The organism is Anaeromassilibacillus sp. SJQ-1, assembly GCF_046693725.1.
GTDB lineage: Bacteria > Bacillota > Clostridia > Oscillospirales > Acutalibacteraceae > Anaeromassilibacillus.
The window spans coordinates 41978-64101 of the sequence record NZ_JBKEIV010000037.1 but is presented as its reverse complement, the minus strand read 5'-3'; the positions used below and the strand labels follow the sequence as shown (position 1 = coordinate 64101).

The following is a 22124-nucleotide window of genomic DNA, read 5'->3' as shown; positions in this document are numbered from 1 at the left end:
TTCTTTGTTGAAAGTCGTGCGTTTTAGTCCACCGGGTACACCACTGATAAGGCGGAATATGCCGGGTCCAGCGCTTCTTCCAAACGCTTTTGGACGGAGTCCAGCTTCGCATTCGCCAGTTCATCGATGTAAGAATACAACTCGCGGCCGGCAAAGGCGAACACTGCCATTGAGTTCGCAATATTGTCCACACTGTTTAAGGCGGCAATGTTTCTGCCATACAACGCTTTTTTCGCACGCTGGAACGCCTCCGGGTCAATACCGTCCCGGCGCAAGCGCTCCGTCTCCGCGCGAATTTCCTCAGCCACGCGGTCCGGGTCCTTGGACTCTCCGGAGAAGATGACGGATGCATACCCTGGTCCTTCAAAATACTCATACCCAAAGGAAGATTCATTAATCAATCCCGCATCCAACAAGCGGCGGAACAGAGGAGAAGCGTCGGAAGCCATCAATTCCAGTAGAATCTCTGTCTCTGCAAGCTCCTTGGTCGTGCGGCGGCTTACTGCATTTTCTTTAAAGCCCAGCTGAAACAGAGGCGTCACAACCGAGAGCTTTTGTTCCACCCGCGTCTTGACCACTTCACGCGGCTCCTCTTCGAAGATGCGCTCAATCTCCACAGGCTTCGAAGGCTTGAGCATGCGGTCGCAGAGATCGAGAACTTTGTTCAGCTCCACGTTGCCAGCAACGCAAAGGACCATGTTATTCAAATTATAGAAGGTGTGATAGCAGCGGTAAAGCAACTCCGGCGTAATTTGGGCAATGCTCTCCACTGTACCCGCGATGTCCACCTTGACCGGATGCTTGTGATACAACGCCTCCAGAAGATTGAACATCACACGCCATTGCGGATCGTCGTCGTACATGCGAATCTCCTGGCCGATAATCCCCTGTTCCTTTTGTACCGTCTGCTCGGTAAAATAGGGGGACTGTACAAAGTCCAGCAGGATCTCCAACGACTCATATACATTCTCTGTACAGGAGAACAGATAACAGGTTACGTCAAAGGAGGTGTATGCGTTTGCATTGGCTCCTGTCTTGGCATAGCGCGCGAATGCATCTCCATCCTCGCTCTCAAAGAGCTTGTGCTCCAAATAATGGGCGATACCAGCCGGTACGGTGCAGGCATCCGCTTCATCCGAGCGCTTAAAGGTAGTATCCACAGACCCATAACGGGTACCAAATACCGCGTAAGTGGAATTGTTCTGTTCCTTTGGATAGACGAAAATACGAAGGCCGGAGGGATGCTTCACTTCATAGTACCCGATCCCCCACACGGTCGCTCTTGACTTCTCGAATCACGTTCATTGTGCATCCTCCCCATTTCCCACCAGGCAGTACACGGTGTCCAATGTCACACGGTTGGCAGCGTCGATGATTTCCTGCCGGGTGACCGCATTGATCTGTGCAGCCGCCTCATCAGGCTGCTGCGAATGGCTGGCAAAGGTCTGGGAAAGATACCAGTTTTCCAACCCACCCAAGGAGTCAGAGAGCGTACGGTAACTGTTGCAGAGGCTCATCTTGGCCGCCTCCACTTCGCTCTCGTCAAAATGGCCTTGCTTGACCTCATCGAGCTGGCGCAGGATTTCTTCCCTTGCACGCTCGATATTTTTGGCCTCCACACCGCTCTGTACCAGCAGAATTCCCTTCATGCTGTTGTAAGATGCGCTGCAATAATAACACAAACTCAACTTTTCCCGTACATTCAAAAAGAGTTTGGAGTTCGGCGTCCCCCCAAAAAGAGCCGTCATCAAGCGTGTTGCAGGCACGGCTTCGTCCGGCGTTGCCGTTCCTGCGCGGAAGCCCAAAACAAGCTTCCCTTGCGCTACATCCATCTTCTCTGTGACCTCATGTACCTGTTCCGCAGAACGAACGACCATCGTCGTACAATCGGCGGTCTTTCGGCCGCCCAGTTTCTCGAATGCGGCGCGGAACCCCTCATAGACCGGCTCCGGGTCACAATCGCCCAACACCATCAGTTCTACCTTCGCCGTATCCAGAAGGCGCTTCCACGCCTCCGTCAATGCAGGGCGCTGCACCTGCGCAATGTCCTCCTTGCCGCCATAGCGATTAACGCCATACGGCTCATCCGCACACATAATGGCTTCACAACGCTGACGGGCATACGTGCGCTTGTCGCTATATTCGGAGTCGATCAACTCCACTGTCTGGCGTTTCTCCTGTTCAAAGCCGTCCTCCGGAAACAATCCGTCCACCAGCGGCGGGTCAAACAAAATGCTGCAAAGAAGCTTTGCCAGCTCCCCTGAGATGGCTTCCCCTTCCAATGCATAGCGGTCTGCAATACCGGACGCTGAGAGAGATAGCACCTGCAAATCGCCGAGCTTCTGGACGTCCGCATTCAGAGACGCCCCATAGAGTTCTGCGAGCCGCTGGCCTAGCTTGGTAAAATCGGGATATTCCCGGCTGGCCCGACTGAGTAAAAACGGCAAAAGCGCATTCTCTGCCGCGGTCTGCCGGCTCATCGGCACGATCAGATGGGCAGAAATGCGCATCGTTTTGAACTTCGTATCACGAATACTTCTAAAATTGACGCCGTCACAAATGACGCGCTGTTCAATTCCGATCATTCCATCATCTCCATATTAAAAATCAACCTGCAAACAGAAACCATAAGCTGCATTGCGGCCCCAATCGCCATAACCGTTCCACGGCATATGGACCGCTGTATTGTCTCCATAAGCATGATTACATACACGGAATCAAAACTTCCCATTGCCCGATTCCGATTGGTTCGCGAAGTTATTATAGCACACCATCCCTGTTAAGAAAAGGAAAAATCTATGAACATACAAAAAATGCGGCTATTTATACACCGTCCTCCCCATAGTCTGTGCCTTGCCATTCCTCTGACACGATGGTATAATTTACAAAAAGAAAAGTGGGTTGTTTTTGAACGGAAGAAGCGGGATTTTTGTATTTTTTTCGGATGGGCGGCCACGATTCAAAACTTCTAAAAAGAATGGATGGGATAAGATTGAATGCGAAAAAACAACTACGGCTGGCAGAATTGGGCCTTTTGGTGGTCACCATCATCTGGGGCAGCGGATTTGTCGCAGTGAAAAGCGCAACCGGAAGTCTCGAACCAGCTGCCATTGTTGCGTTGCGTTTCGCGATCGCTGCTGTTTTGATGTGTGTCGTCTTTTTCCGGCGGCTGAAAAAAATCGACAAGGGTTGTATCAAAGCCGGCGCTTTGGCTGGTTTTCTCTATTATTTGGCCTTTTACCTGCAAACATTGGGCGCCAAATACACCACAGCCGGAAAAAACGCCTTTTTAACGGCCGTCTATGTTGTGCTGGTCCCTTTTCTATACTGGATCATTAAAAACCAACGGCCGGACGTCTACAATATCTCGGCTGCGTTTCTTTGTTTGATTGGTATTGGGCTTCTCTCGCTCAACGCGGATTTCTCCATCAACATGGGGGATGGTTTTTCTCTGTTGGGCGGCGTTGGTTTTACCGCACAAATCGTTGCCGCTGCTATTTTAACCCAAAAGCATGACCCTATACTGCTCTCGGTCACGCAGTTTGGCTTTGCTGCCCTATTTGCAGCGATCACGTCCCTTTTGACCGAACCGATCCCCACCCAGTTTGCTCCTGATGCTCTCACTTATATCCTTTACCTTGGCGTGTTCAGCACGATGATCGCCTTATTGCTCCAGACCGTCTGCCAAAAATACGTCCCCGCCTCTAAAGCGTCTTTGATTTTGTCTTTGGAATCGGTGTTTGGATGTATATGTGGTATTATTTTTCTGCACGAAGCACTCTCTGAGCGCATCCTTGCAGGATTTGTCTTAATCTTTGGCGCCATTTTGCTCTCTGAGGTCAAGCCCGCTTTTCTTCGTGTTGGTTTTCTAAAAAAATCGTCCATACCAATTCAAAGAGAGGAGAAAGAAGGGTCTGAAGGATGAACGATCTTTTCCAAAATCCGCTTTGCCGTCCTTTTGATTTTCCGGGTTCGTCCCAGCACGGCGTCCTATTGGTACACGGCTTTACAGCCACGCCCGGTACCATGCTGCCATTGGGCAAAGCGCTGGCCCAGTGCGGGTTCCGCGTCAAAGGAATTCTCTTACCTGGACATGGAACGAATGCGGAGGACATGGAACTTCGACGATGGCCCGAATGGCTTGCTGCTGTACAAGCAGGATTTGACCAATTGGTAAGCGAATGCGGGCGGGTCAGTGTAGCAGGCTTATCCATGGGAGGGACACTCGCGCTTCTTTTGGCGCAAACGCGCCCAGTCTATCGCGCGGCGGTCCTCTGCGCGGCGTTACGAGTGCGTAACCGCGCAAGCCGCGCTGCACGTATCCTCTGGCCGGTGATGCGTTATCACACGCAAGCCCCTTTTTCCTATGACGGGGAATTTCTTGCACAATACAACGCCTGCTATGACCGTACACCGGTGAGGAGTGTCGCAGAACTCAATGCGTTGATGCGCCATACCCTCCATGGCCTGAAAGGCGTCCGCTGTCCGCTCCTGGTGGTTCGCGCCGGACAAGATGAGACGGTACTTCCAGTGAGCGCGGAGATCATTATGAATCGGGCCGCTTCTACCCACAAACGATTACTCACCCTTTTGAATAGCCCACATGTTTGTACACTGGGGCCGGAGCGAGAACGCCTATTTGCAGAAATTGCCCATTTTTTTGGCAGTCCCTGAAACATCGACCCATATGAATAAAATAAGAGGGTGTCCCAAAAGTCATAAAATGACGAAAGGGATACCCTCGTTTTTTAGAAACTCCGAGTTTTTTCAAAACAGAAAGGGGATGCCCCTTTCCTATGAATCGAAAGATTCGTAGTTTGGGAACACCCTCTTTTCCATTGGATTATACCTGTGCCAAAGCCTGTTTGATGTCGTCCAAGATGTCCTCCGGATTTTCAATACCCACGGACATACGAATCATATCTGCGCTGATGCCGCCCTCTATGAGCTGCTCATCCGTCAACTGGCGGTGTGTGGTGCTGGCGGGATGCAGCACACAAGTCCGCAGATCCGCTACATGGATCACGATGGAAGCAAGCTTCAAGCTCTCCATAAACTTGGCAGCAGCCTCTCGGCCGCCCTTGATTCCGAAGGAGATCACCCCACAGGTGCCATTCGGCATATACTTTTGAGCCAACTGGTAATATTTACTACTTTTGAGCCCTGGGTAATTGACCCACGCAATGTGGTCATCCTGTTCCAAGAATGCGGCAACCTTCAACGCATTGGAGCAATGGCGCTCCATACGCAGGGCGAGCGTCTCCAGGCCAAGGTTCAGCAGGAAAGCATTCTGCGGGCTCGCCTGCGCTCCCAAATCACGCATCAAGTGAGCGCGCGCTTTGGCGATATAAGCCGCATTGCCGAACTGCTTGCAGTAGACAACGCCATGATAGGATTCATCCGGCTCTGTGAACTCCGGGAATTTCCCATTGTTCCAGTCAAATTTTCCACTGTCCACAATCACGCCGCCAACCTGTACGGCATGTCCGTCCATATACTTGGTGGTGGAGTGGATGATAATATCCGCCCCGAATTCAAATGGCCGGCAATTGATTGGGGTTGCAAAGGTGTTGTCCACAATCAACGGAACCCCATGCGCATGCGCCACTTTTGCAAAGAGTTCCAAATCTGTCACAATCAAGGCCGGATTCGAGAGCGTCTCCGCAAAAACACACCGCGTATTCGGCTGGAATGCAGCATGTAGCTCTTCCTCAGTGCTCTCCGGAGAGACAAAAGTAAAATCAATTCCCATCTCATGCATGGTCTTATAAAAAAGGTTAAATGTCCCGCCATAAATTGCACTGGAACAAACAACATGTCCACCTGCGCGGCAAATATTAAAAATAGAAATCAAAGAAGCCGCCTGCCCGGAAGAGGTAATCAGCGCACCAACGCCCCCCTCCAGCGCCGCAATTTTCTTTTCAACTGCATCGATCGTAGGATTTCCCAGACGGGTATAAAAGAACCCATCCTTCTCCAAGTCAAATAGTTTTCCCAGCGTCTCCGCGTGGTCATACTTATAGGTTGTACTCTGGACAATGGGTAGCACACGCGGCTCTCCGTCGCCGGGCGTGTATCCAGCATGGATACAATTGGTATCAATTCGATACGGACTCATGGAAACATTCCTCTTTTCACATCTGAATTTATGATGACCGCCGCGAAGGGTCCCGCACACCGAAGGCGCCAAACGATTTTCTCCGGCCTGCGGAACCACAAGTGCGGTTAAAAACGTATATCATCAAGGATAGAGCAGAGATTTTACCCATCCTGCCGCCGCATCCGCCATCGTGACAACGGCCCAGATCAACAAAATAAAAAGCACCACTGAAATTGCACGCACGATGAATCGCTTGCGCGGGCTCATTTCAGCAGCTTCATCCGCTTCTTCAGCGCTTTTTCCCGAACCGGTTACACCGATATGGTACATCAATTCAACCGCCTCTTCCAAACGGTCATACGGCACAAAGATGTTTTTATTACACATCCCGCCTTCCCCTGCATAGGCGGATGCAATCCCTTCTACACCGCAAACACGTTCCTCATGTGGGATTTCCTGGCCGTCCAACGCACCGGCGATTCTACGGCATTTTTTCTCTGTCGCTGTAAGCAGCATCACCGGGTCGCCCTCCTGGGGGTCCCGCAGCTTTTTGCTGTTGCAGGCAGGGCAACGATCCCCTTCTTTTACCAGGACCTGGCACTTGGGACAATAGAGCATCGTTTCACTTCCTCTCTGTTCTTGTACCATCATAGCACACGAACAGGCGCTCTTGCAATCTTTTTATCCCCGCTAGCCGAAAATAGGCTGAAGCTGCCGCCCCTCCAATGCGGCAAGGGCCGCTGGGAGCAACTTCTCAAAGTCCGCCACCAGAGAATACGGTTTTTTCTCTGGATCATCCTGCGCCAAAGGCACAAAATAGACATGTTTCGTGTTGAGTAATTTACCAATGTTCTGTGCGGATGCTGCCAACGCATCGTTGGTCGCTAGCGCTAAAAGAACCGGCCGGCCAATGCGCAGATTGGATTTTACCGCCATCGTGACTGGCGTGTCCGTGATGCCATTGGCAAGCTTTGCAAGGGTATTTCCTGTACAAGGTGCCACGATCATCAGATCAACCATCTTCTTGGGGCCGATCGGTTCCGCCTCCACAATGGTCTGTATAACATCCCGTCCAGAAATGTCGTGCAGCTCCTGCACAAAGTCGGCTGCTTTGCCAAATCGCGTGTCCGTTTTTGCCGCATTATAGGACATGACCGGCAATAAATGGTATCCCTTTTCCGCTAAGAAACGCATTTGCTTCAGGGACTTCGAAAATGTACAGAACGAGCCGCACAGTGCATAGCCAAACGTCAAATCGTTCAAAGTCCTCACTCCTCCATGATGTTGTAGATGGTGTTTTTGATGATTTCTCCAGCTGCCTTTGGTGCAACCCGGCCGGGTAAAGACAACGCTTTGATCGTTCGGATTCCCAGCTTGTCGGCCGCCTCATAGTCCACGCCGCCGGGAGCGCTGGCCAAGTCGATCAAAATGGTGCCTTCCCGCGCCTTGGAAAGCATTCTTCTGTTAAAAACCATGGCGGGAATGGTATTGAAGATCAAGTCGTATTGGTCCCGGTCGCAGATGTCGTCCGTTTTGATCGCCTGATATCCGAACAATTCAATCCAGGCAAGGTCGCTTGTTCTACGGGCGCTCACCGTGACCTTGGCGCCAATCCCACGCAGCATCCAAGCCAGCACCTTCCCTATCCGGCCGTATCCGGCCACCAGGCAATTGCTGCCATTGATGGTTCCCGCGTATTCCCGCATGGCAATTTCGAGCGCCCCTTCCGCTGTGGGAACCGTATTCTTTACCGCGAAATCCTCACGGGTATAGTAGTCATAGGCGTCGATGCCATCCCATAATTCACTGGTGAGGAACAACTTTCCCATCATCCCGCCAAAAACGGTCTTGTTGCGCATATACTCCGCAAAATCATCGTCCAGCAGGGTCTTTTTTTCACTATACTGCGTATTTAAGTACTTTCCGTCCGCTGTCACTGGCAAGGGCAGAATGATATTTTCACATCTGGCAGCGATCTCGCCCAATTCGGCTTTGATGACGCCTTTCTTAAAATCTACGGTGTCAAAACCGAATGCGTACACGGTGTATCCATCTGAAGCGATGGATTCGGCCAGAGCAATCTGCCGCCGGTCGCCGCCGACTACGCCGAAACTGTTATAATCGATCATATTTCAAACCTCCTGTACGGACTGAACAGCCGATCGTTCCCTCTTCCCTAGGAAATATGGCTGTAATCTATAGTATGGGGATTTTTTTACTATGTGATTATCCTAGACAAAATCCCCCCAAAGCCCACCAAAGATTTTTCTTGTCAAAATTTCAAGAAACTGTTTATTCTTTTGGGATTTTGCAATATAATAAATTAGTTAAGTCTGTCAATGGCGGACATTCCCTTATATACGGCCCAACCGGCCAAAAGCGTTTCCTTTTTTAACATCTACTAAGGAGATCATATAGAATGGACAGCAACGACATTTTAGCAAAGGTTCAGAAAATTCATTTTGTAGGGATCGGTGGGTCTGGCATGTGCCCAATCGCCGAGATCCTGCACCACAAAGGTTATCATCTCACGGGTTCCGACACCAACGAATCCGACACTTTACAACGGATTCGTTCCTATGGCATTCCCGTGTCTATGGGGCATCAAGCAGAAAACATTGGCGATGCCGAATTGGTTGTCTACACGGCGGCGGTGAAAGCAGATAACCCGGAACTTGTGGCCGCGCGTGAAAAGGGCATTCCAACGGTGGAGCGATCGGTCATGCTCGGCATGGTGACCCGGCGGTATCCCAACTCTGTGGCGGTCTCTGGAACACATGGAAAAACCACCACCACCGCGCTCATCACACAAATTTTTGTCAATGCGGGGATCGATCCCTCTGCCATCATCGGCGGCAAACTCCCCTTTATCGGTGGAAATGGCCGTGTCGGCAAATCAGAAACCATTGTCTGCGAAGCCTGTGAATATGTGGATACCTTCCTGCATTTGGAACCTGCGCTGTCCGTAATTTTAAATATCGACGCAGACCATCTGGATTATTTTAAAACTCTGGAAAATATCATTCGCTCGTTCCACCAGTTTGCCCTTCAAACTTCCCGCCTGCTTGTGGTAAACGGCGACGATGTCAACACCCGCAAGGCAGTCGAGGGAATCCCATCCGAGAAGCTCCTGACCTTCGGTTTTGAACAAGGCAATGACTACCGCGCAGTAAATGTCGCGGATACCAAGCGTGCCTGTGAACGTTTCACTGTCTTGAAAAAAGGTGTCCCACTTTGTGAAGCAAGCCTGCGGATTCCAGGAAAGCACAATATCTACAATGCATTGGCTGCGGTAGCTGTCGCAGACTTTATGGGGGTGGATGCGCAGACGATTGCGGAAAGTCTCCACCAATTCACAGGGGTACATCGCCGCTTTGAGATTCTCGGTACTTTTGACGGTGTGACCGTTGCTGACGATTTTGCCCATCACCCCACAGAACTGACCGCTACCCTAACCGCGGCTATGCAGATGGGGTTCCGTGAAGTGTGGGCGGTTTTCCAGCCACATACCTTCTCACGCACCTATATGCTGTTGGACGATTTTGCCAAAGCGTTGTCGATTCCCGATCATGCTGTGCTCTCGGAAATTCTTCCTGTACGTGAGGTCAACACCTACCATATTTACGCGAAGGACCTTGCTGAAAAGATTCCAGGTTGCGTGTGGTTTCCAACCTTTGAGGAAATCAGCGACTATGTACTTTCAAAAGCGCAGGAAGGGGATTTGATTCTTACTCTCGGTGGCGGCGACGTCTATAAATGCGCCAATCGGATTGTGGAGAAATATCAGGCGCAGGGAAAATAGAAAATTGCTTTTCTGTATGTAATACAAGGTTGCGTGTGAATCCGACAACCGTACCGTTGGATAGGGGAGCCATGCTCCTGCATTGGCAGAAAACCTGGCTCCTCGGTACTGTTCGCTATCGTCGGATTTTACGGATCATCTCTCTGGTATGGCCCCTATCCAAGCCGGATTTCATAGACAATTCATACCAATCGAATGCAGGTTGCAGCTTTTTGAAAAAGAACCGTATGTTCCATCTTCACCAAAAGGGAAAAAGAGGAATGCGGATATGGCCATCACAGCATCCTTTCGATTCCTTATCAAAGGAATTGGCCCCTCCTAACAGGGCATCCGCCATGTATTAGCTCCTTATTTATCGGATTGTTTCCTTTCAAAAAAGCTATCCCTTATGATGGTACGAGTCTGTAAAGCAAGGTTCTCTATCTCTGATTTTTAAAAGAAGTCCAAAATAAAAATAGGGTATCCAAAAGCCATGAAATGGCTTTTAGATACCCTTGTTTTTTTAGAAACGCAGATATTTTCCCAAACAGAAAGAGGATGCCCCTTTCCTATGAATCGAAAGATTCGTAGTTTTGGGACACCCTCTTTTCCCTTTTTATGGATTCACTCCATTTGGAAATCCGAAACCTCTTCGAGCCTTGGAATCTATTTCTCGCGCTTTCACAGAATATCTATCTCTTTATCGATTTTTCCCATCAAAGGGTTCCTCGTCAATACGGCCTAAAGAGACATACCGTTGCCTTTTAATACGCTGCACTCAGCGGATTCAGCACACCATAGGCTTTGTTCTCAATGTCGTCAATATACTTGATTGCAAGGCCAGCACCGCGCGCAACACACATATCCGGTTCCTCCGCGATATGCACCGCCATCTTTGCCTTTTTCGAGATCAACTTATCAAAGCCAAACAATTGTGCCGATCCCCCTGTCAGGATGATTCCATCGGAATACACATCCCCCATCAGCTCCGGCGGGGTTCTCTCTAACATCTCCTGTACGGTGCGAATAATCTGCATCGCCGGCTCAATCAATGCTTCCAACATCTCGTCACAGGAGATGTCCGCCCATTGCGGCAAACCGGTCATGGCGTTGCGTCCCTTTACCCGATGCTTCACCATCTCCTTGCGCGGATAGACACAACCAATCGCAATTTTTGCCTCCTCTGCCATACGCTTGCCGATAATCAAATTATACTTCCGGCGTATATACTTGATAATCGCCTCGTCGAATGCATTGCCCGCTGTTTTGATCGACCGTGAAATGGCAATTCCGCTCAAAGACAACACGCCCATGTCCGTTGTACCGCCGCCAATATCTACAATCAACGTCCCATGCGGCTCGTCAATCTTGACACCCGCACCCATGGCTGCCGCAACCGGTTCCTCGATCAGACAAATTTTGCGTACGCCGGCCGAACTGATCGCATCCACCACAGCGCGCTTCTCCACCTCGGTAATCAAACAAGGGACACTCACTACAACACGCGGCATAAACACCTTGCTGCCGCTGATTTTTTTCATATAATGGCTAATCAAATACTGCGCTAAGTCAAAGTTTGAGATTACACCATTGCAGAGCGGCTGAACGACATCGATACGATCCGAAGTCCGCCCAACCATCGCATAAGCTTCACTGCCGATGGCAACAACTTCGTCCGTTTCTACATTGTATGCCACAACAGCCGGTTCTTTCAAAATAATCCCTTTTCCGTCCAAATAAATCTTCACTGTGGACGTGCCCAAATCAATTGCAATGTCGGTTCCAAGCATGCATCATCACTTCCAATCTAAATCCATTTTCCGGCAATTTCAAAGTGGAGTGTACAGAATGATGCTTTGAAATTGCCGCAAAATAAAACATGTAAGTCCTGTTTTTCAGTGTACCAATTTATTATATTACATTCATGAAAGCTTTTCAACCGCTGTTCTGCGATTCACTCCGGTGTACATCTGCGATTGCTGCACAGAACACCTGAGATGCACCAGCCTTGTACAGCATCCGTGCGCATTCACAAAGTGTGGCGCCTGTGGTGACAATATCATCTACCAAGAGTACCGCCTTTCCAACCAGTTCTATTCCCTCATGAACCCGATAAACACCCCGCACATTTTTCTGGCGTTCTTCTCCCGAAAGTTCGTGCTGCACCCGATTTTCTTTGATTTTGAGAAGTACTTCTTCATATGGTAGCTTCAAGCACTCTGCCGTTCTCCGGGCAATCTGTTCCGACTGGTTGTATCCGCGTTCCCGTAAACGGCGTATGGAAAGAGGCACTGCCGTCACAAATGACGGATGATTCAACGGTACACTTCTCTGCAATTCCTCTGCAAGTATACGTCCGTAATACGCAGCATATTCCCGCTTTCCGTGGAACTTAAATCGCAAAAGCGATTCCTTCACCAGACCTTCATATGGATACAGCGTCAAACACCCTACAGTGTCCCCAGTTGGTCCCAGTTTCATGCGGCGGATAACGGAAGAAACAACTACGGCTTTTTCACAGGAATCACATATTTCCCATCCCGGATAGATGGGTTCCTCACAGAACAGGCATCTCGGTGGAAACAGCATATCCCCTAAAGTTTGGAAAACAGCTTTTAGCCCCATGCTTTTTTATTCCTCCTGATCGGCGCCCGTCAAAAAATACAAAAGGCCGGAATAGCGCCGGGTCTTGCGGGCATTCTCCACCATTGCCTGAACGGTACGCCGCATTCCCACCATCACCAACAAAGTTTTGGCGCGTGTAATAGCCGTATAGAGAAGATTTCGGTAGCAGAGTTGTGGCGGTCCGGGGAACATGGGCATCACCACAGCCGTGAACTCGTTTCCTTGGCTTTTATGTACCGTCATTGCATAGGCCAGTTCCAGTTCAGAAGCCGCTTCGAGTTCATATAAAACCAGCCGGTCGTCGTCCATCAATACCGTCAAAACAGAGGCCCGGCGATCTACGCCACACAACACGCCCATATCCCCATTGAATACGCCTTCCCCGGTGGTTCCATCCGATTTATTCCAAGGCAGATTATAGTCGTTTTTAACCTGCATGACCTTATCGCCTTCGCGAAACAGAACGCCATTGACCGTGATCTCATTTTTGGAGCGGTCCGGCGGATTGAGTGCCGCCTGTAAGCGCTTATTCAGTTCATTGGTCCCCAGGTCGCCTTTCCTTCCCGGACAAAGCACCTGAATATCTGCGGTGGGAGAATATCCATAACTGGCGGGCAACCGCTTGGCACAAAGGCTGACAATGGTTTCCGCTACGTCCACAGCATTGTTGCCAGGCAAAAAGAAGAAGTCACTTGTCCGCACAGAAAGATCGGGCATTTCGCCCGCCACGATTCGATGGGCATTGGTGACGATGAGGCTCTGCATGGACTGTCGGAAAATCTCGTTTAGACGCACGACGGGAAGCATCTCCGATGCAATCAGATCCCCCAACACATTTCCCGGCCCCACACTGGGAAGCTGGTCACTATCTCCCACCAGAATCAGGCGGCAGCCGAGTGGCAATGCGCGCAATACCGCTTCAAAAATCGTGACATCCACCATGGATAGCTCATCGATCACCAAAGCGTCACAATCCAGATTATTCTTCTCGTTTTTGGCAAACGTGGGCTGGTCATTTTCGTCCCATTCTACCTGCAACAAACGGTGGATGGTCTTGGCTTCTTTCCCGGTCAAGTCCGACATTCGCTTGGCAGCACGGCCTGTTGGCGCGGCTAGGAGTACCTTTTCTCCCTTACGTTCCAAAATCTGAATAATCGCGTTGAGGGTTGTCGTCTTGCCAGTACCAGGGCCGCCGGTCAGAATGAGCATTCCTTGGGATAGCGCTTTGCGAATGGCTTGCTTTTGCATCTCTGCATAACGGATGGAAAGTTCCTGTTCCAATACAGCAATATAATGATCGATTCCCACAATGGATTGTGCAGGGTACCGTAAAAGCATCCCGATACGTGCTGCCGCATAGACTTCAGAGCGGTGTAGCTTGGGGGTGAAAAGGAATTCTCTTCCGTTAAACCGTTGTGCAACGACAGAGCCATCCTGCTTCAGTTGTTCTAACGCCTCCTGCGTGAGCGATACCTCCACGCCGAGCATCCCGGCTGCAGCGGCAAGGAGCTTTTCCGCAGGCAGGCAGGTGTGCCCATTTCCGATATTGTGTTTTAAGACATAGACCACCCCTGCACGCAAGCGGCAAATGTCATCCTGTGGCCGCTCTAAAGAAGCGGCAATATCGTCCACACGGCTAAATCCGATATTCAATCCCTCCCCACACAGGCAATAGGGATTTTCCTGCACACATTCGACCGCTTGGGGACCGAATTGTTTCCAAATACGAACAGCCTCCTCCGGCGAAATCCCATACTGGCTAAGGCTGAGCATCATCTCTCGGATACCATGTACACGCTGGAACTCCTCTCCGATCTTGCGCGCTTTCTCCCGTGTAATCCCCTTGATCGCGCTCAAGCGCTCCGGCTCCTGTTCCAAAATTTGCAGCGTATGATCCCCAAAGGTGTCAACAATCCGAGCGGCTGTCGCCGCTCCTATCCCTTTGATCGCGCCAGAAGATAAATACTTCAACATCGCCACTGCAGTGGCTGGCTTGGAACGCTCAAAGGCTTCCACTTTAAACTGCGTTCCAAAACTTGGGTGGCTGCTCCAATTGCCTATCACCCGAAGCTCTTCGCCAGCGCTCACCCAAGGGATCGTCCCTACCACGGTGACCAGCTCCTGCCCATTGTTGAGTTCCAAGACCGTATATCCATTTTTTTCGTTCCGAAGACAACCCGCTCCACAGAGCCGGTCATCTCCAGAAGAGTTTCTTCGTACATTTCGGTTCCTCCCGCATGTCGGGTTTTGTCGATTCTTAATAGATACCTGCTTCCCCTGCGATCGACTTCCCGCCGGGCTCCTGGACGGGTTTTCCCATCCCGGCCCCGGGAAGCTACGCTTTTAGTATAGACGATTTTGTATGTATTTGCAAACTATTGTTCCAGGATTTCTGCCAGTTCCTCCGGTTTACAGATGTGAACATCCAAATTTTCACTGCTGATGATCCGGCAAACTTTTCGCGTCTCTTCATCCATCCCACGATCGACACACAGCACCCATTTTTCTTGCGTACTGTCCAGCCAACGCAGATGCTCCAATGCATTTTTCAGTGCAAGTTCTGCCTCTTCATCGTGGCCACTGAAGGAAATCACCCAGTACAGCGTTCCACGGTTGCGGGTTCGCAGAAAACGGAAGGACAACAGACGGAAGATTTCGGTCAATCCTACAATCGCCAGCAGGATCAGGATGGTCTTTAGAAACATGCCCCACATAAAAATCACCTCATCACAGTTTATGTGATAAGGTGATTTCCGCTCATATTTTTTCTAAAATCGTACCATTAAGCGCGCAGTACCGCCTTGAGCGCTTCCACCTGATCCCGCTGCTCCCATGGCAAATTCAGTTCCTCTCGTCCCATATGACCATAATTGGAAATCTGACGATAGATCGGACGGCAGAGGTCAAAATTCTGAATGATGGCGGCTGGCCGCAGGTCAAATACCTTGCGCACCGCATTTTCCAACTCTTCACTGGTATACGCAGACGTCCCAAAGGTATCCACTGCGATGGAAACAGGCCGCGCTACACCGATCGCATAAGCAAGCTGGACTTCGCATTTCTTCGCCAAACCTGCAGCAACGATGTTTTTCGCAACGTAGCGAGCAGCATAAGCGCCAGAACGATCCACTTTGGTCGGGTCTTTGCCGGAAAACGCACCGCCGCCATGGCGTCCATACCCGCCATAGGAATCCACGATGATCTTTCGCCCTGTCAAGCCGGTATCTCCCGCAGGGCCTCCTACGACAAAACGCCCCGTCGGATTGACATAAAACTTTGTACGCTCATCCAGCCACCTTTCCGGGATCGCAGCCTTAATGACGTGTTCCACTACATCAGCGCGAATCTGTTCCAAAGTAACATCCGGACTATGCTGGGTGGAAACTACGACGGTATCCACACGCACCGGAACGCCATCCTGATATTCCACAGTAACTTGTGATTTTCCGTCAGGACGCAGGTAAGCGAGCTTACGGCTTTTACGCACTTCGCTCAATTTTTTAGAAACCTTATGCGCCAAGGAAATCGCCAAAGGCATTAGCTCGGGGGTCTCGTCGCAGGCAAATCCGAACATCATTCCCTGATCTCCGGCGCCAATGCTATCCAAGGCGTCGGTTGCACCGTTTTGCGCTTCGTAGGACTTATTTACGCCCATTGCAATGTCGGGCGACTGCATATCAATCGATGTAACTGACACCACAGGTGTTCCCATCAAATCCATATTTATTGTTGCTGTAGCCGACATCGATGGCCACATTCCGGGCGATGGATGCTATGTCCACATAGCACTCCGTAGAGATTTCTCCCATGATATGCAGCATCCCGGTGGTCGCTGTCACCTCGCAAGCTACATGTGCATGGGGGTCCTGCTCCAAAATTGCATCCAATACAGCGTCAGAAATCTGGTCGCAGAGCTTATCGGGATGTCCCTCTGTCACCGATTCGGATGTAAAAAAGTATTTTGCCATGTCTTATAAATCCTCCTGTTTGAAAATTACCATTCTTGTCCATATCCTTGGAAGCAACCGCCTCCTACTTCAAGATTTCAGGTCATAGAAAAACCGCTCGGAAAACCGAGCGGTCTATAAAGCAACCTCATCTTTCGGCTTACCCGCAGGAATTAGCACCTTGCTGCATAGCAGGTTGCCGGACATCACAGGGCCTGTTCCCTCCGTCACTCTTGATAAGGACATATTCTGTTAACAGATATATTATAGCACGAGTTGCTTTCCCTGTAAAGGGACAAAATAAGAAAAATTCTTACAAATTTCTGTTAGGGCTGCCCAACGAGTTCCTTATGACGGCGAATAAAAGGTTGTAGCGCTTTAAAGACTACCGCAGTAATCACACAGTTGGCAGACGCCTTAATGAGATTAAAGGGTATGATGACCGGAAGGATCATATCCACAACCGCCTGCATGGGAACCCCCTGAAAATAACTGGTGAGTACAAGATTCAACGGAATCATCAGAGCGGTCATGGCCAACGTTCCAAGGACCATTCCGACGACCGTTTCACGGAATTTGTTGTGCCAACGGCTGAATTGTCCCACCAGGACCACCAGAGCGCCGGAGGCGACAACATGCATCACAAGGCCAATCCATCCGTCGCCTCCCAATAGAAACGCTTGAATCAGAGAAACAACCACCAGGATCACCAAACCGGGAAGGGTGCCAAATAGCAAAGTCCCCAGCAAAATCGGCACGTCCGCCATATCGTATTTCATAAACGGAGCAGCAGGAATAATCGGAAACTGTGTGACGGTCACAAGAACGATTGCAATTGCAGCGAGCATTCCCATCTGCGCCATGCGGACTACGTTGTCTTTGGTGTTTGTTTTCATAGAAACCTCTCCTTTTTGTCCGGCTGTCTACGAAAAAAGCCCCGCGGCAAATGCCACGGGGCCCCAATACGCATGATGCGCGGTTCTTCTTCCATCCGGACTATACCGTCGGCTTTGGGATCACACCAAAATCAGCTTTCGCTCGCGGGCTTGTCGGCTAAACGCCGCATTACCGCCGGTGGGGAATTGCACCCCGCCCCGAAGACAGCTCTTAAATTTGTTAATAGTATAACACTCTCCCCAACGCCTGTCAATCCACAGAAACATATTTTTCCGGAATGTTCTGCGCGACCATCTGCTCTATGTACGAGAGGCTAAAAATGGAATCATATTGCCGAACCCCGTGTTGTTCTGCCAACGCAGCGGAATACTGCGAAAGGGGATAAATCGTTATATCCCGGAAATTCGCCCCATAATGGGTAACTATGGGGACAAAATCGACATCGGATACCGCCGTTTCTCCACTTTCCAGATTCTTTTCCACGGTTACTTTGAGCATCCCACCCACCATGCTCAAGGCGCGGTCCTGCGCGGACACAAAATTTCCCAGGGCATAAGCCACTGGACATTGCGCTCCGTCCGACGCACGTTTCAGCATCACGACGGGTTGTAACGTATGGGCGTGGTTGCCGATCACCAAATCGGCCCCCCAGTCCACCAGGTTTTGCGCGAGTTCCTCCTGTTTCTTCGTTGGAACATGTGTATACCTTCTCCCCAATGTGCAGACACCACTACAATGTCCGCCATAGAATCCGCCTTTTGCACAAGATGCTCCAGTTCTTCCGTCTCGCTGGTCAAAAGGACATGGTAAGGGGAGTCCTTTGGTAGATATAGGCCATTTGTCATCTCTGTTACGCCGATATGCGCAGTTGTAATCCCATTGCGCTCTACAATCCGGATGTTTTCCAAATCTTTATCGCTTCGGTATGCGCCGACCACTGCCACTTTCTTGGTGTCCCAATAATCCAGCGTAGCGCGCAGACCCTCTTCTCCTTGATCCAAGATATGATTATTCGCATGATTGACGACATCGAAGCCAACCCGTACCAATTCATCCCCCAACTGCGTCGGCGAATTGAAGCGAGGATACCCGGAGAGCGGCCGAACAGCTCCCGCTAAAGGTGTTTCCTGATTGATAATGGCGATGTCTGCCTGCTCGATATACGGTGCTACCCGCGCATATACTGGGGAAAAATCGTATCCGGTTCCACCTGTGCGACGGCTAGCTTGCTTATAAATGCCATCGTGAATTAGGTTGTCACCCACTCCCAGGATGGTGATGGAGGCTATCTCTGGCTCTGACGAGGGTGCACTGTCCGAGGGCTTGTCCAAGGAAGGCGAGGGCTGTGCCCCCCACTCCGGCACGGATGGTTTCTCTTTCGCTTCCCCTTGCGAGGAACCCATCTGCGGAACCGGTTCCATATGTTCCATCCGTCCTGCCGCAGGCATGAGAAGTAACATCGCGGTGCACAACATCACAGCGAAACCAGCGGTCGATATGCGCAGGATGACTGTCTCTAAACGCACAGGTTTTACGCGAGGCCTTTTTTGGTAATGTCTTGCCTTCCTCATATCCGTTCCTCCATCCACATAACTCTTCCACTTCTATTGTAAAGCAGGGCTCCTTTTGCCCCATAGGTCTTTATACAAAGATTATACAACAAAAAGCCGTATGGAGCTATGAAAACCGTAGGACGGATTCTGACAGAAAAGGCCGCTGTAGAACAATAACCACAGCGGCTTTAGCAATCCTTCCATATATTCCGGCAAAGTCCCAAAAAGATTACTCCGGATAAACCAGCTTTCGCTCATCCCAGCCTTCTATGATGGTCAAGAATTCTTGTGCTTCCTTCTTCGCACCTTCCAGATCATGTTCCAAATAGTTCCCACATTCCTTGGCAGTCGCTCCTGGAACCTCTCCATCATATTGGGCAATCTGCTGGAAAATCGAACGAACCAGGCGTACCGCGTCCGCCTCTTCCATGTCGCGGAGCAAAAAATAGCATCCGGTCCGGCAGCCCATTGGCCCAAAATAGATGACATGATCTTTCCATTCTGAATTGCGGGCAAAGGTTGCAAACAGATGCTCCAATGTGTGTAGCGCTCCGTTCTCGATATAGGGCGGTGTGTTTGGCCGGCGCATCCGGATGTCATATGTCTTGACATCGCCGTCGATACGGGAAAGATAGATCCCTGGAACCAACCGATCGTGGTCGATACAGAAACTTGCAATTCTGTCCATTTCATTTCCTCCATAACTCTGCAAAATAATAACACAAATTCTTTTTATCCATCCTCAAAGGAACGATTTACAAACATATCCTATAGCGTTTCCCCAGAAAAAAAGCTCTTAATTTGCTCCAAAGCTTCTACAATGGAACGTTCATAAACATCCAAAAAACTCTCGTTGTTCTCTCTTCCATCCTCTGGTGAACGCCATGTCTGTAATAGAGTGTTCGCATAATCGAAGTCATCCCCCTCTCCCACGCCACGAATATGACAGGATAGAGTATGCTTTCCGCCGTGCTTCTTCTCCCACCGTTCCACCAACGGCTTTTTCAAGCTGGTGTGGTCATTGAGCCACCCCATAGCAGTCCGGGCATCCTTCACCGCCTGTTCTACCAATGGCAGCGCATGCGAGACCCCAAACCGTACATGTAATAAAAACGCATAGAGAGAAACGATCTCTGCTTGTACCTTTTGATTTTTGGGAAGGGTCTTTTTTAAGGAGAACTCAATCGGAAGAGCCCCCGCTTCATAGCGCAGAAGGACAACATCCAACGCCGACTCCATCTCATGATGGGCAATTTGTGCATCCTGATCGGGCTGTATCTTTAAAAGCTCTCGCGCCTGTGCCTCTATAAACGGATGGCAAATTCGATCTGCCGCGTAATGGCAGAGGAATCCTGCAATACAGCTCCACACACATTCCGACGGATGCGCTTCACCGTATTCATGCAGGATAGAAACTGTCCGCGAAACCGACTCTTGATGCAACCGTTCGCCAAAGGAAGAGAGGCTTTCCCCTTTCTGCCAAGGAAGCGCCCGATGGTAAAAAAGAGAATCCGGTCCCTGAGCCCCCCATAAAAATGCGTCGCGTTCCACCTCCGTATGGTTCGGTTTCCAAAGCTCCAACACGCGCAAGGCGTGATAATAATGGGTAATTGCGGCAGGCATATCATCCCTCGCTTTCTAAAAGTTCATTTCCAGCAAAAAATGAGAGGCCCCTGTTGGGTTGCCTCTCATTTTATCACACTTAAAATTCATTTTAAAGGACCTTGGACAAAAAGTCCTGTAGACGCGGATTTTTGGGATGATCGAAAAACTCGTCCGGTTTGGCCTCTTCCAAAACAAGCCCCTCGTCCATAAAGAGGACGCGCGTGGCAACCTCGCGTGCAAAGTTCATCTCATGGGTAACAACTACCATGGTCATCCCCTCGTGAGCCAGCTCTTTCATCACCTGGAGCACCTCTCCGACCATTTCCGGGTCCAGGGCGCTGGTCGGCTCATCAAAGAGCATAACATCCGGCTCCATAGCCAACGCACGTACAATCGCAATGCGCTGCTGCTGGCCGCCGGAAAGCTGGGAGGGATAGGCATTTGCCTTATCCTGTAAACCAATGCGCTTTAGCAACTGCATGGCCTTATCTTCCGCCTCTTTCTCGGACTTCAGCTTCAATGTTACAGGCGCAAGGGTAATGTTCTTCAAAACCGACAGATGGGGAAACAGATTAAAATGCTGAAACACCATGCCCATTTTCCGGCGAAGCTGATCTACGTCGCAACCAGGCGCATTGATCTGTGTTCCTTCAAACCAGACTTCCCCGCCTGTCGGCATCTCCAACAGATTCAAACAACGGAGAAAGGTACTTTTTCCGGAACCGGACGGTCCGACAACAACCACCTTTTCTCCCTTCTGGATCTCTTGGTTGATCCCCTTGAGCACCTGAAGGTCGCCCCTTTGGGTGTGGAACGTCTTTTCCAAATTCTTAACGCTTATCACTCTGGTGCAACCTCCTTTCGAGCTTGGACAGACACATGGTCAACAAAATTACCAACACCAGATAGATTGCCGCCACTAAGAACAAGGGCATGAACGCATCGTATGTAATGCTGCGGATAATGTCGCCGCCCTTGGTCAAATCCTGAATGCCGACATAACCTGCGATAGAAGTCTCCTTCAAAAGGGCAATAAACTCGTTGAAAACCGCTGGCGCAACATTTTTAAATGCCTGGGGCAGAACAATCTTGCTCATGGTTGTCCGGCTGTTTAAGCCGAGCGAACGTCCTGCCTCGATCTGGCCGCGGTCCACAGACTGAATACCGCTGCGGATTACTTCCGCGACATAAGCGCCGGAGTTGATACCGAACGCCAACATCGCCACCAAAAGGGTTTCGCCGCTGGCAAAAATAAAATACACCATAATCATCAACTGAACCAACACAGGGGTTCCGCGGATGACCGTCAGATACAAGCCGCAGATTTTATTGAGAATCCGCAACTTTTTGGGGTTATTCTGATGTGTGATGCGCACTAAGGCGACCAATGTCCCCAGGATAATACCGATGATAACCGCCACTAGGGTAATCACCACTGTATTGGCAAATCCCTGCACGATGTACATATACCGGTCTTTTAAAATAAAATCGTCATAGAACTGCTGGCCTAAATCAGAGAAAAAGGACAGCGGAACCGATGCAAAGAGCGTCTGCATGCCAACCTCCCCATAAAACAGAAGCAGGCAGAAAAACTGCCTGCCCCCAAAAGGGTCCGG

18 protein-coding genes, 2 pseudogenes and 2 riboswitches are annotated in these 22124 nt (G+C 50.2%); of the genes and pseudogenes, 3 read left to right on the top strand and 17 right to left on the bottom strand.

All coding sequences use genetic code 11. The features are described 5' to 3' along the window. Positions 1-23: 23 nt before the first annotated feature. The gene (gene yfmH / locus ACGCCZ_RS09810; protein ID WP_411655915.1) at positions 24-1274 is read right to left on the bottom strand and encodes an EF-P 5-aminopentanol modification-associated protein YfmH; all 1251 of its coding nucleotides are present in this window, start codon (positions 1272-1274) and stop codon (positions 24-26) included. Positions 1275-1301: 27 nt separating this feature from the next. Then, positions 1302-2585 carry an EF-P 5-aminopentanol modification-associated protein YfmF gene (yfmF, locus tag ACGCCZ_RS09805; protein ID WP_054323405.1) on the bottom strand — a complete coding sequence of 428 codons (1284 nt, stop codon included), beginning with the start codon at positions 2583-2585 and terminating at the stop codon, positions 1302-1304. Positions 2586-2992: 407 nt separating this feature from the next. On the opposite strand from yfmF, the gene ACGCCZ_RS09800 reads away from it, so the two are divergent. Together ACGCCZ_RS09800 and ACGCCZ_RS09795 are read left to right on the top strand one after the other, a co-directional pair. Then, positions 2993-3925 carry a DMT family transporter gene (locus ACGCCZ_RS09800; protein ID WP_158088983.1) on the top strand — a complete coding sequence of 311 codons (933 nt, stop codon included), beginning with the start codon at positions 2993-2995 and terminating at the stop codon, positions 3923-3925. After that, on the top strand, positions 3922-4674 hold the full coding sequence (locus ACGCCZ_RS09795; RefSeq protein ID WP_411655914.1) for an alpha/beta hydrolase: 753 nt from the start codon (positions 3922-3924) through the stop codon (positions 4672-4674). Before ACGCCZ_RS09800 ends, ACGCCZ_RS09795 begins: the two co-directional genes overlap by 4 nt. A 169-nt stretch (positions 4675-4843) precedes the next feature. On the opposite strand, the gene ACGCCZ_RS09790 is transcribed toward ACGCCZ_RS09795, so the two are convergent. The 4 genes from ACGCCZ_RS09790 to dpsA all read right to left on the bottom strand — a co-directional run bounded on the left by ACGCCZ_RS09790 (position 4844) and on the right by dpsA (position 8229). After that, on the bottom strand, positions 4844-6118 hold the full coding sequence (locus tag ACGCCZ_RS09790; protein WP_054323408.1) for an O-acetylhomoserine aminocarboxypropyltransferase/cysteine synthase family protein: 1275 nt from the start codon (positions 6116-6118) through the stop codon (positions 4844-4846). Between the two features lie 123 nt (positions 6119-6241). Further along, on the bottom strand, positions 6242-6751 hold the full coding sequence (locus ACGCCZ_RS09785; RefSeq protein ID WP_411655913.1) for a hypothetical protein: 510 nt from the start codon (positions 6749-6751) through the stop codon (positions 6242-6244). Between the two features lie 39 nt (positions 6752-6790). Continuing rightward, positions 6791-7363 (bottom strand): dipicolinate synthase subunit B, encoded by a 573-nt coding sequence (locus ACGCCZ_RS09780; protein WP_085532899.1) that lies wholly within the window; start codon positions 7361-7363, stop codon positions 6791-6793. A 5-nt stretch (positions 7364-7368) separates the two neighbouring features. Continuing rightward, entirely contained in the window at positions 7369-8229 is an 861-nt protein-coding gene (gene dpsA, locus ACGCCZ_RS09775; RefSeq protein ID WP_242967278.1) for a dipicolinate synthase subunit DpsA, read from the bottom strand. A 290-nt stretch (positions 8230-8519) separates the two neighbouring features. Here dpsA and murC point away from each other — a divergent pair, with 290 nt between their 5' ends. Next, positions 8520-9902 (top strand): UDP-N-acetylmuramate--L-alanine ligase, encoded by a 1383-nt coding sequence (gene murC / locus ACGCCZ_RS09770; RefSeq protein WP_054323410.1) that lies wholly within the window; start codon positions 8520-8522, stop codon positions 9900-9902. 743 nt (positions 9903-10645) lie between these two features. On the opposite strand, the gene ACGCCZ_RS09765 is transcribed toward murC, so the two are convergent. The 11 genes and pseudogenes from ACGCCZ_RS09765 to ACGCCZ_RS09715 form a co-directional block, all read right to left on the bottom strand. Beyond that, entirely contained in the window at positions 10646-11671 is a 1026-nt protein-coding gene (locus tag ACGCCZ_RS09765; RefSeq protein WP_054323411.1) for a rod shape-determining protein, read from the bottom strand. Positions 11672-11816: 145 nt separating this feature from the next. Next, positions 11817-12506: a ComF family protein gene (locus ACGCCZ_RS09760; RefSeq protein WP_054323412.1), complete on the bottom strand. Its 690-nt coding sequence runs from the start codon at positions 12504-12506 to the stop codon at positions 11817-11819. A gap of 6 nt (positions 12507-12512) precedes the next feature. Then, on the bottom strand, positions 12513-14648 hold the full coding sequence (locus ACGCCZ_RS09755) for an SF1B family DNA helicase RecD2 (protein WP_411655912.1): 2136 nt from the start codon (positions 14646-14648) through the stop codon (positions 12513-12515). A gap of 233 nt (positions 14649-14881) precedes the next feature. Beyond that, positions 14882-15220, bottom strand: coding sequence for a hypothetical protein (locus ACGCCZ_RS09750; protein ID WP_054323414.1), 339 nt, complete (start codon positions 15218-15220; stop codon positions 14882-14884). 68 nt (positions 15221-15288) lie between these two features. Then, positions 15289-16474 (bottom strand): annotated as a pseudogene (gene metK, locus ACGCCZ_RS09745) (methionine adenosyltransferase). A gap of 124 nt (positions 16475-16598) precedes the next feature. Then, a riboswitch (SAM riboswitch) is annotated at positions 16599-16696 on the bottom strand. Positions 16697-16779: 83 nt separating this feature from the next. Further along, complete coding sequence (locus ACGCCZ_RS09740) at positions 16780-17349, bottom strand: ECF transporter S component (protein ID WP_054323416.1); 570 nt, start codon at positions 17347-17349, stop codon at positions 16780-16782. 79 nt (positions 17350-17428) lie between these two features. Continuing rightward, a riboswitch (FMN riboswitch) is annotated at positions 17429-17559 on the bottom strand. Between the two features lie 40 nt (positions 17560-17599). Continuing rightward, a pseudogene (locus ACGCCZ_RS09735) lies at positions 17600-18753 on the bottom strand (CapA family protein). A gap of 379 nt (positions 18754-19132) precedes the next feature. Further along, positions 19133-19591 (bottom strand): S-ribosylhomocysteine lyase, encoded by a 459-nt coding sequence (locus tag ACGCCZ_RS09730; protein ID WP_085532909.1) that lies wholly within the window; start codon positions 19589-19591, stop codon positions 19133-19135. An 80-nt stretch (positions 19592-19671) separates the two neighbouring features. Further along, positions 19672-20526 (bottom strand): zinc dependent phospholipase C family protein, encoded by an 855-nt coding sequence (locus ACGCCZ_RS09725; RefSeq protein ID WP_411655911.1) that lies wholly within the window; start codon positions 20524-20526, stop codon positions 19672-19674. A gap of 91 nt (positions 20527-20617) precedes the next feature. Beyond that, positions 20618-21352, bottom strand: coding sequence for an amino acid ABC transporter ATP-binding protein (locus tag ACGCCZ_RS09720; protein ID WP_054323419.1), 735 nt, complete (start codon positions 21350-21352; stop codon positions 20618-20620). After that, positions 21339-22064 carry an amino acid ABC transporter permease gene (locus ACGCCZ_RS09715; RefSeq protein WP_054323420.1) on the bottom strand — a complete coding sequence of 242 codons (726 nt, stop codon included), beginning with the start codon at positions 22062-22064 and terminating at the stop codon, positions 21339-21341. The genes ACGCCZ_RS09720 and ACGCCZ_RS09715 overlap by 14 nt, the downstream gene beginning before the upstream one ends. Between the last annotated feature and the right edge of the window lie 60 nt (positions 22065-22124).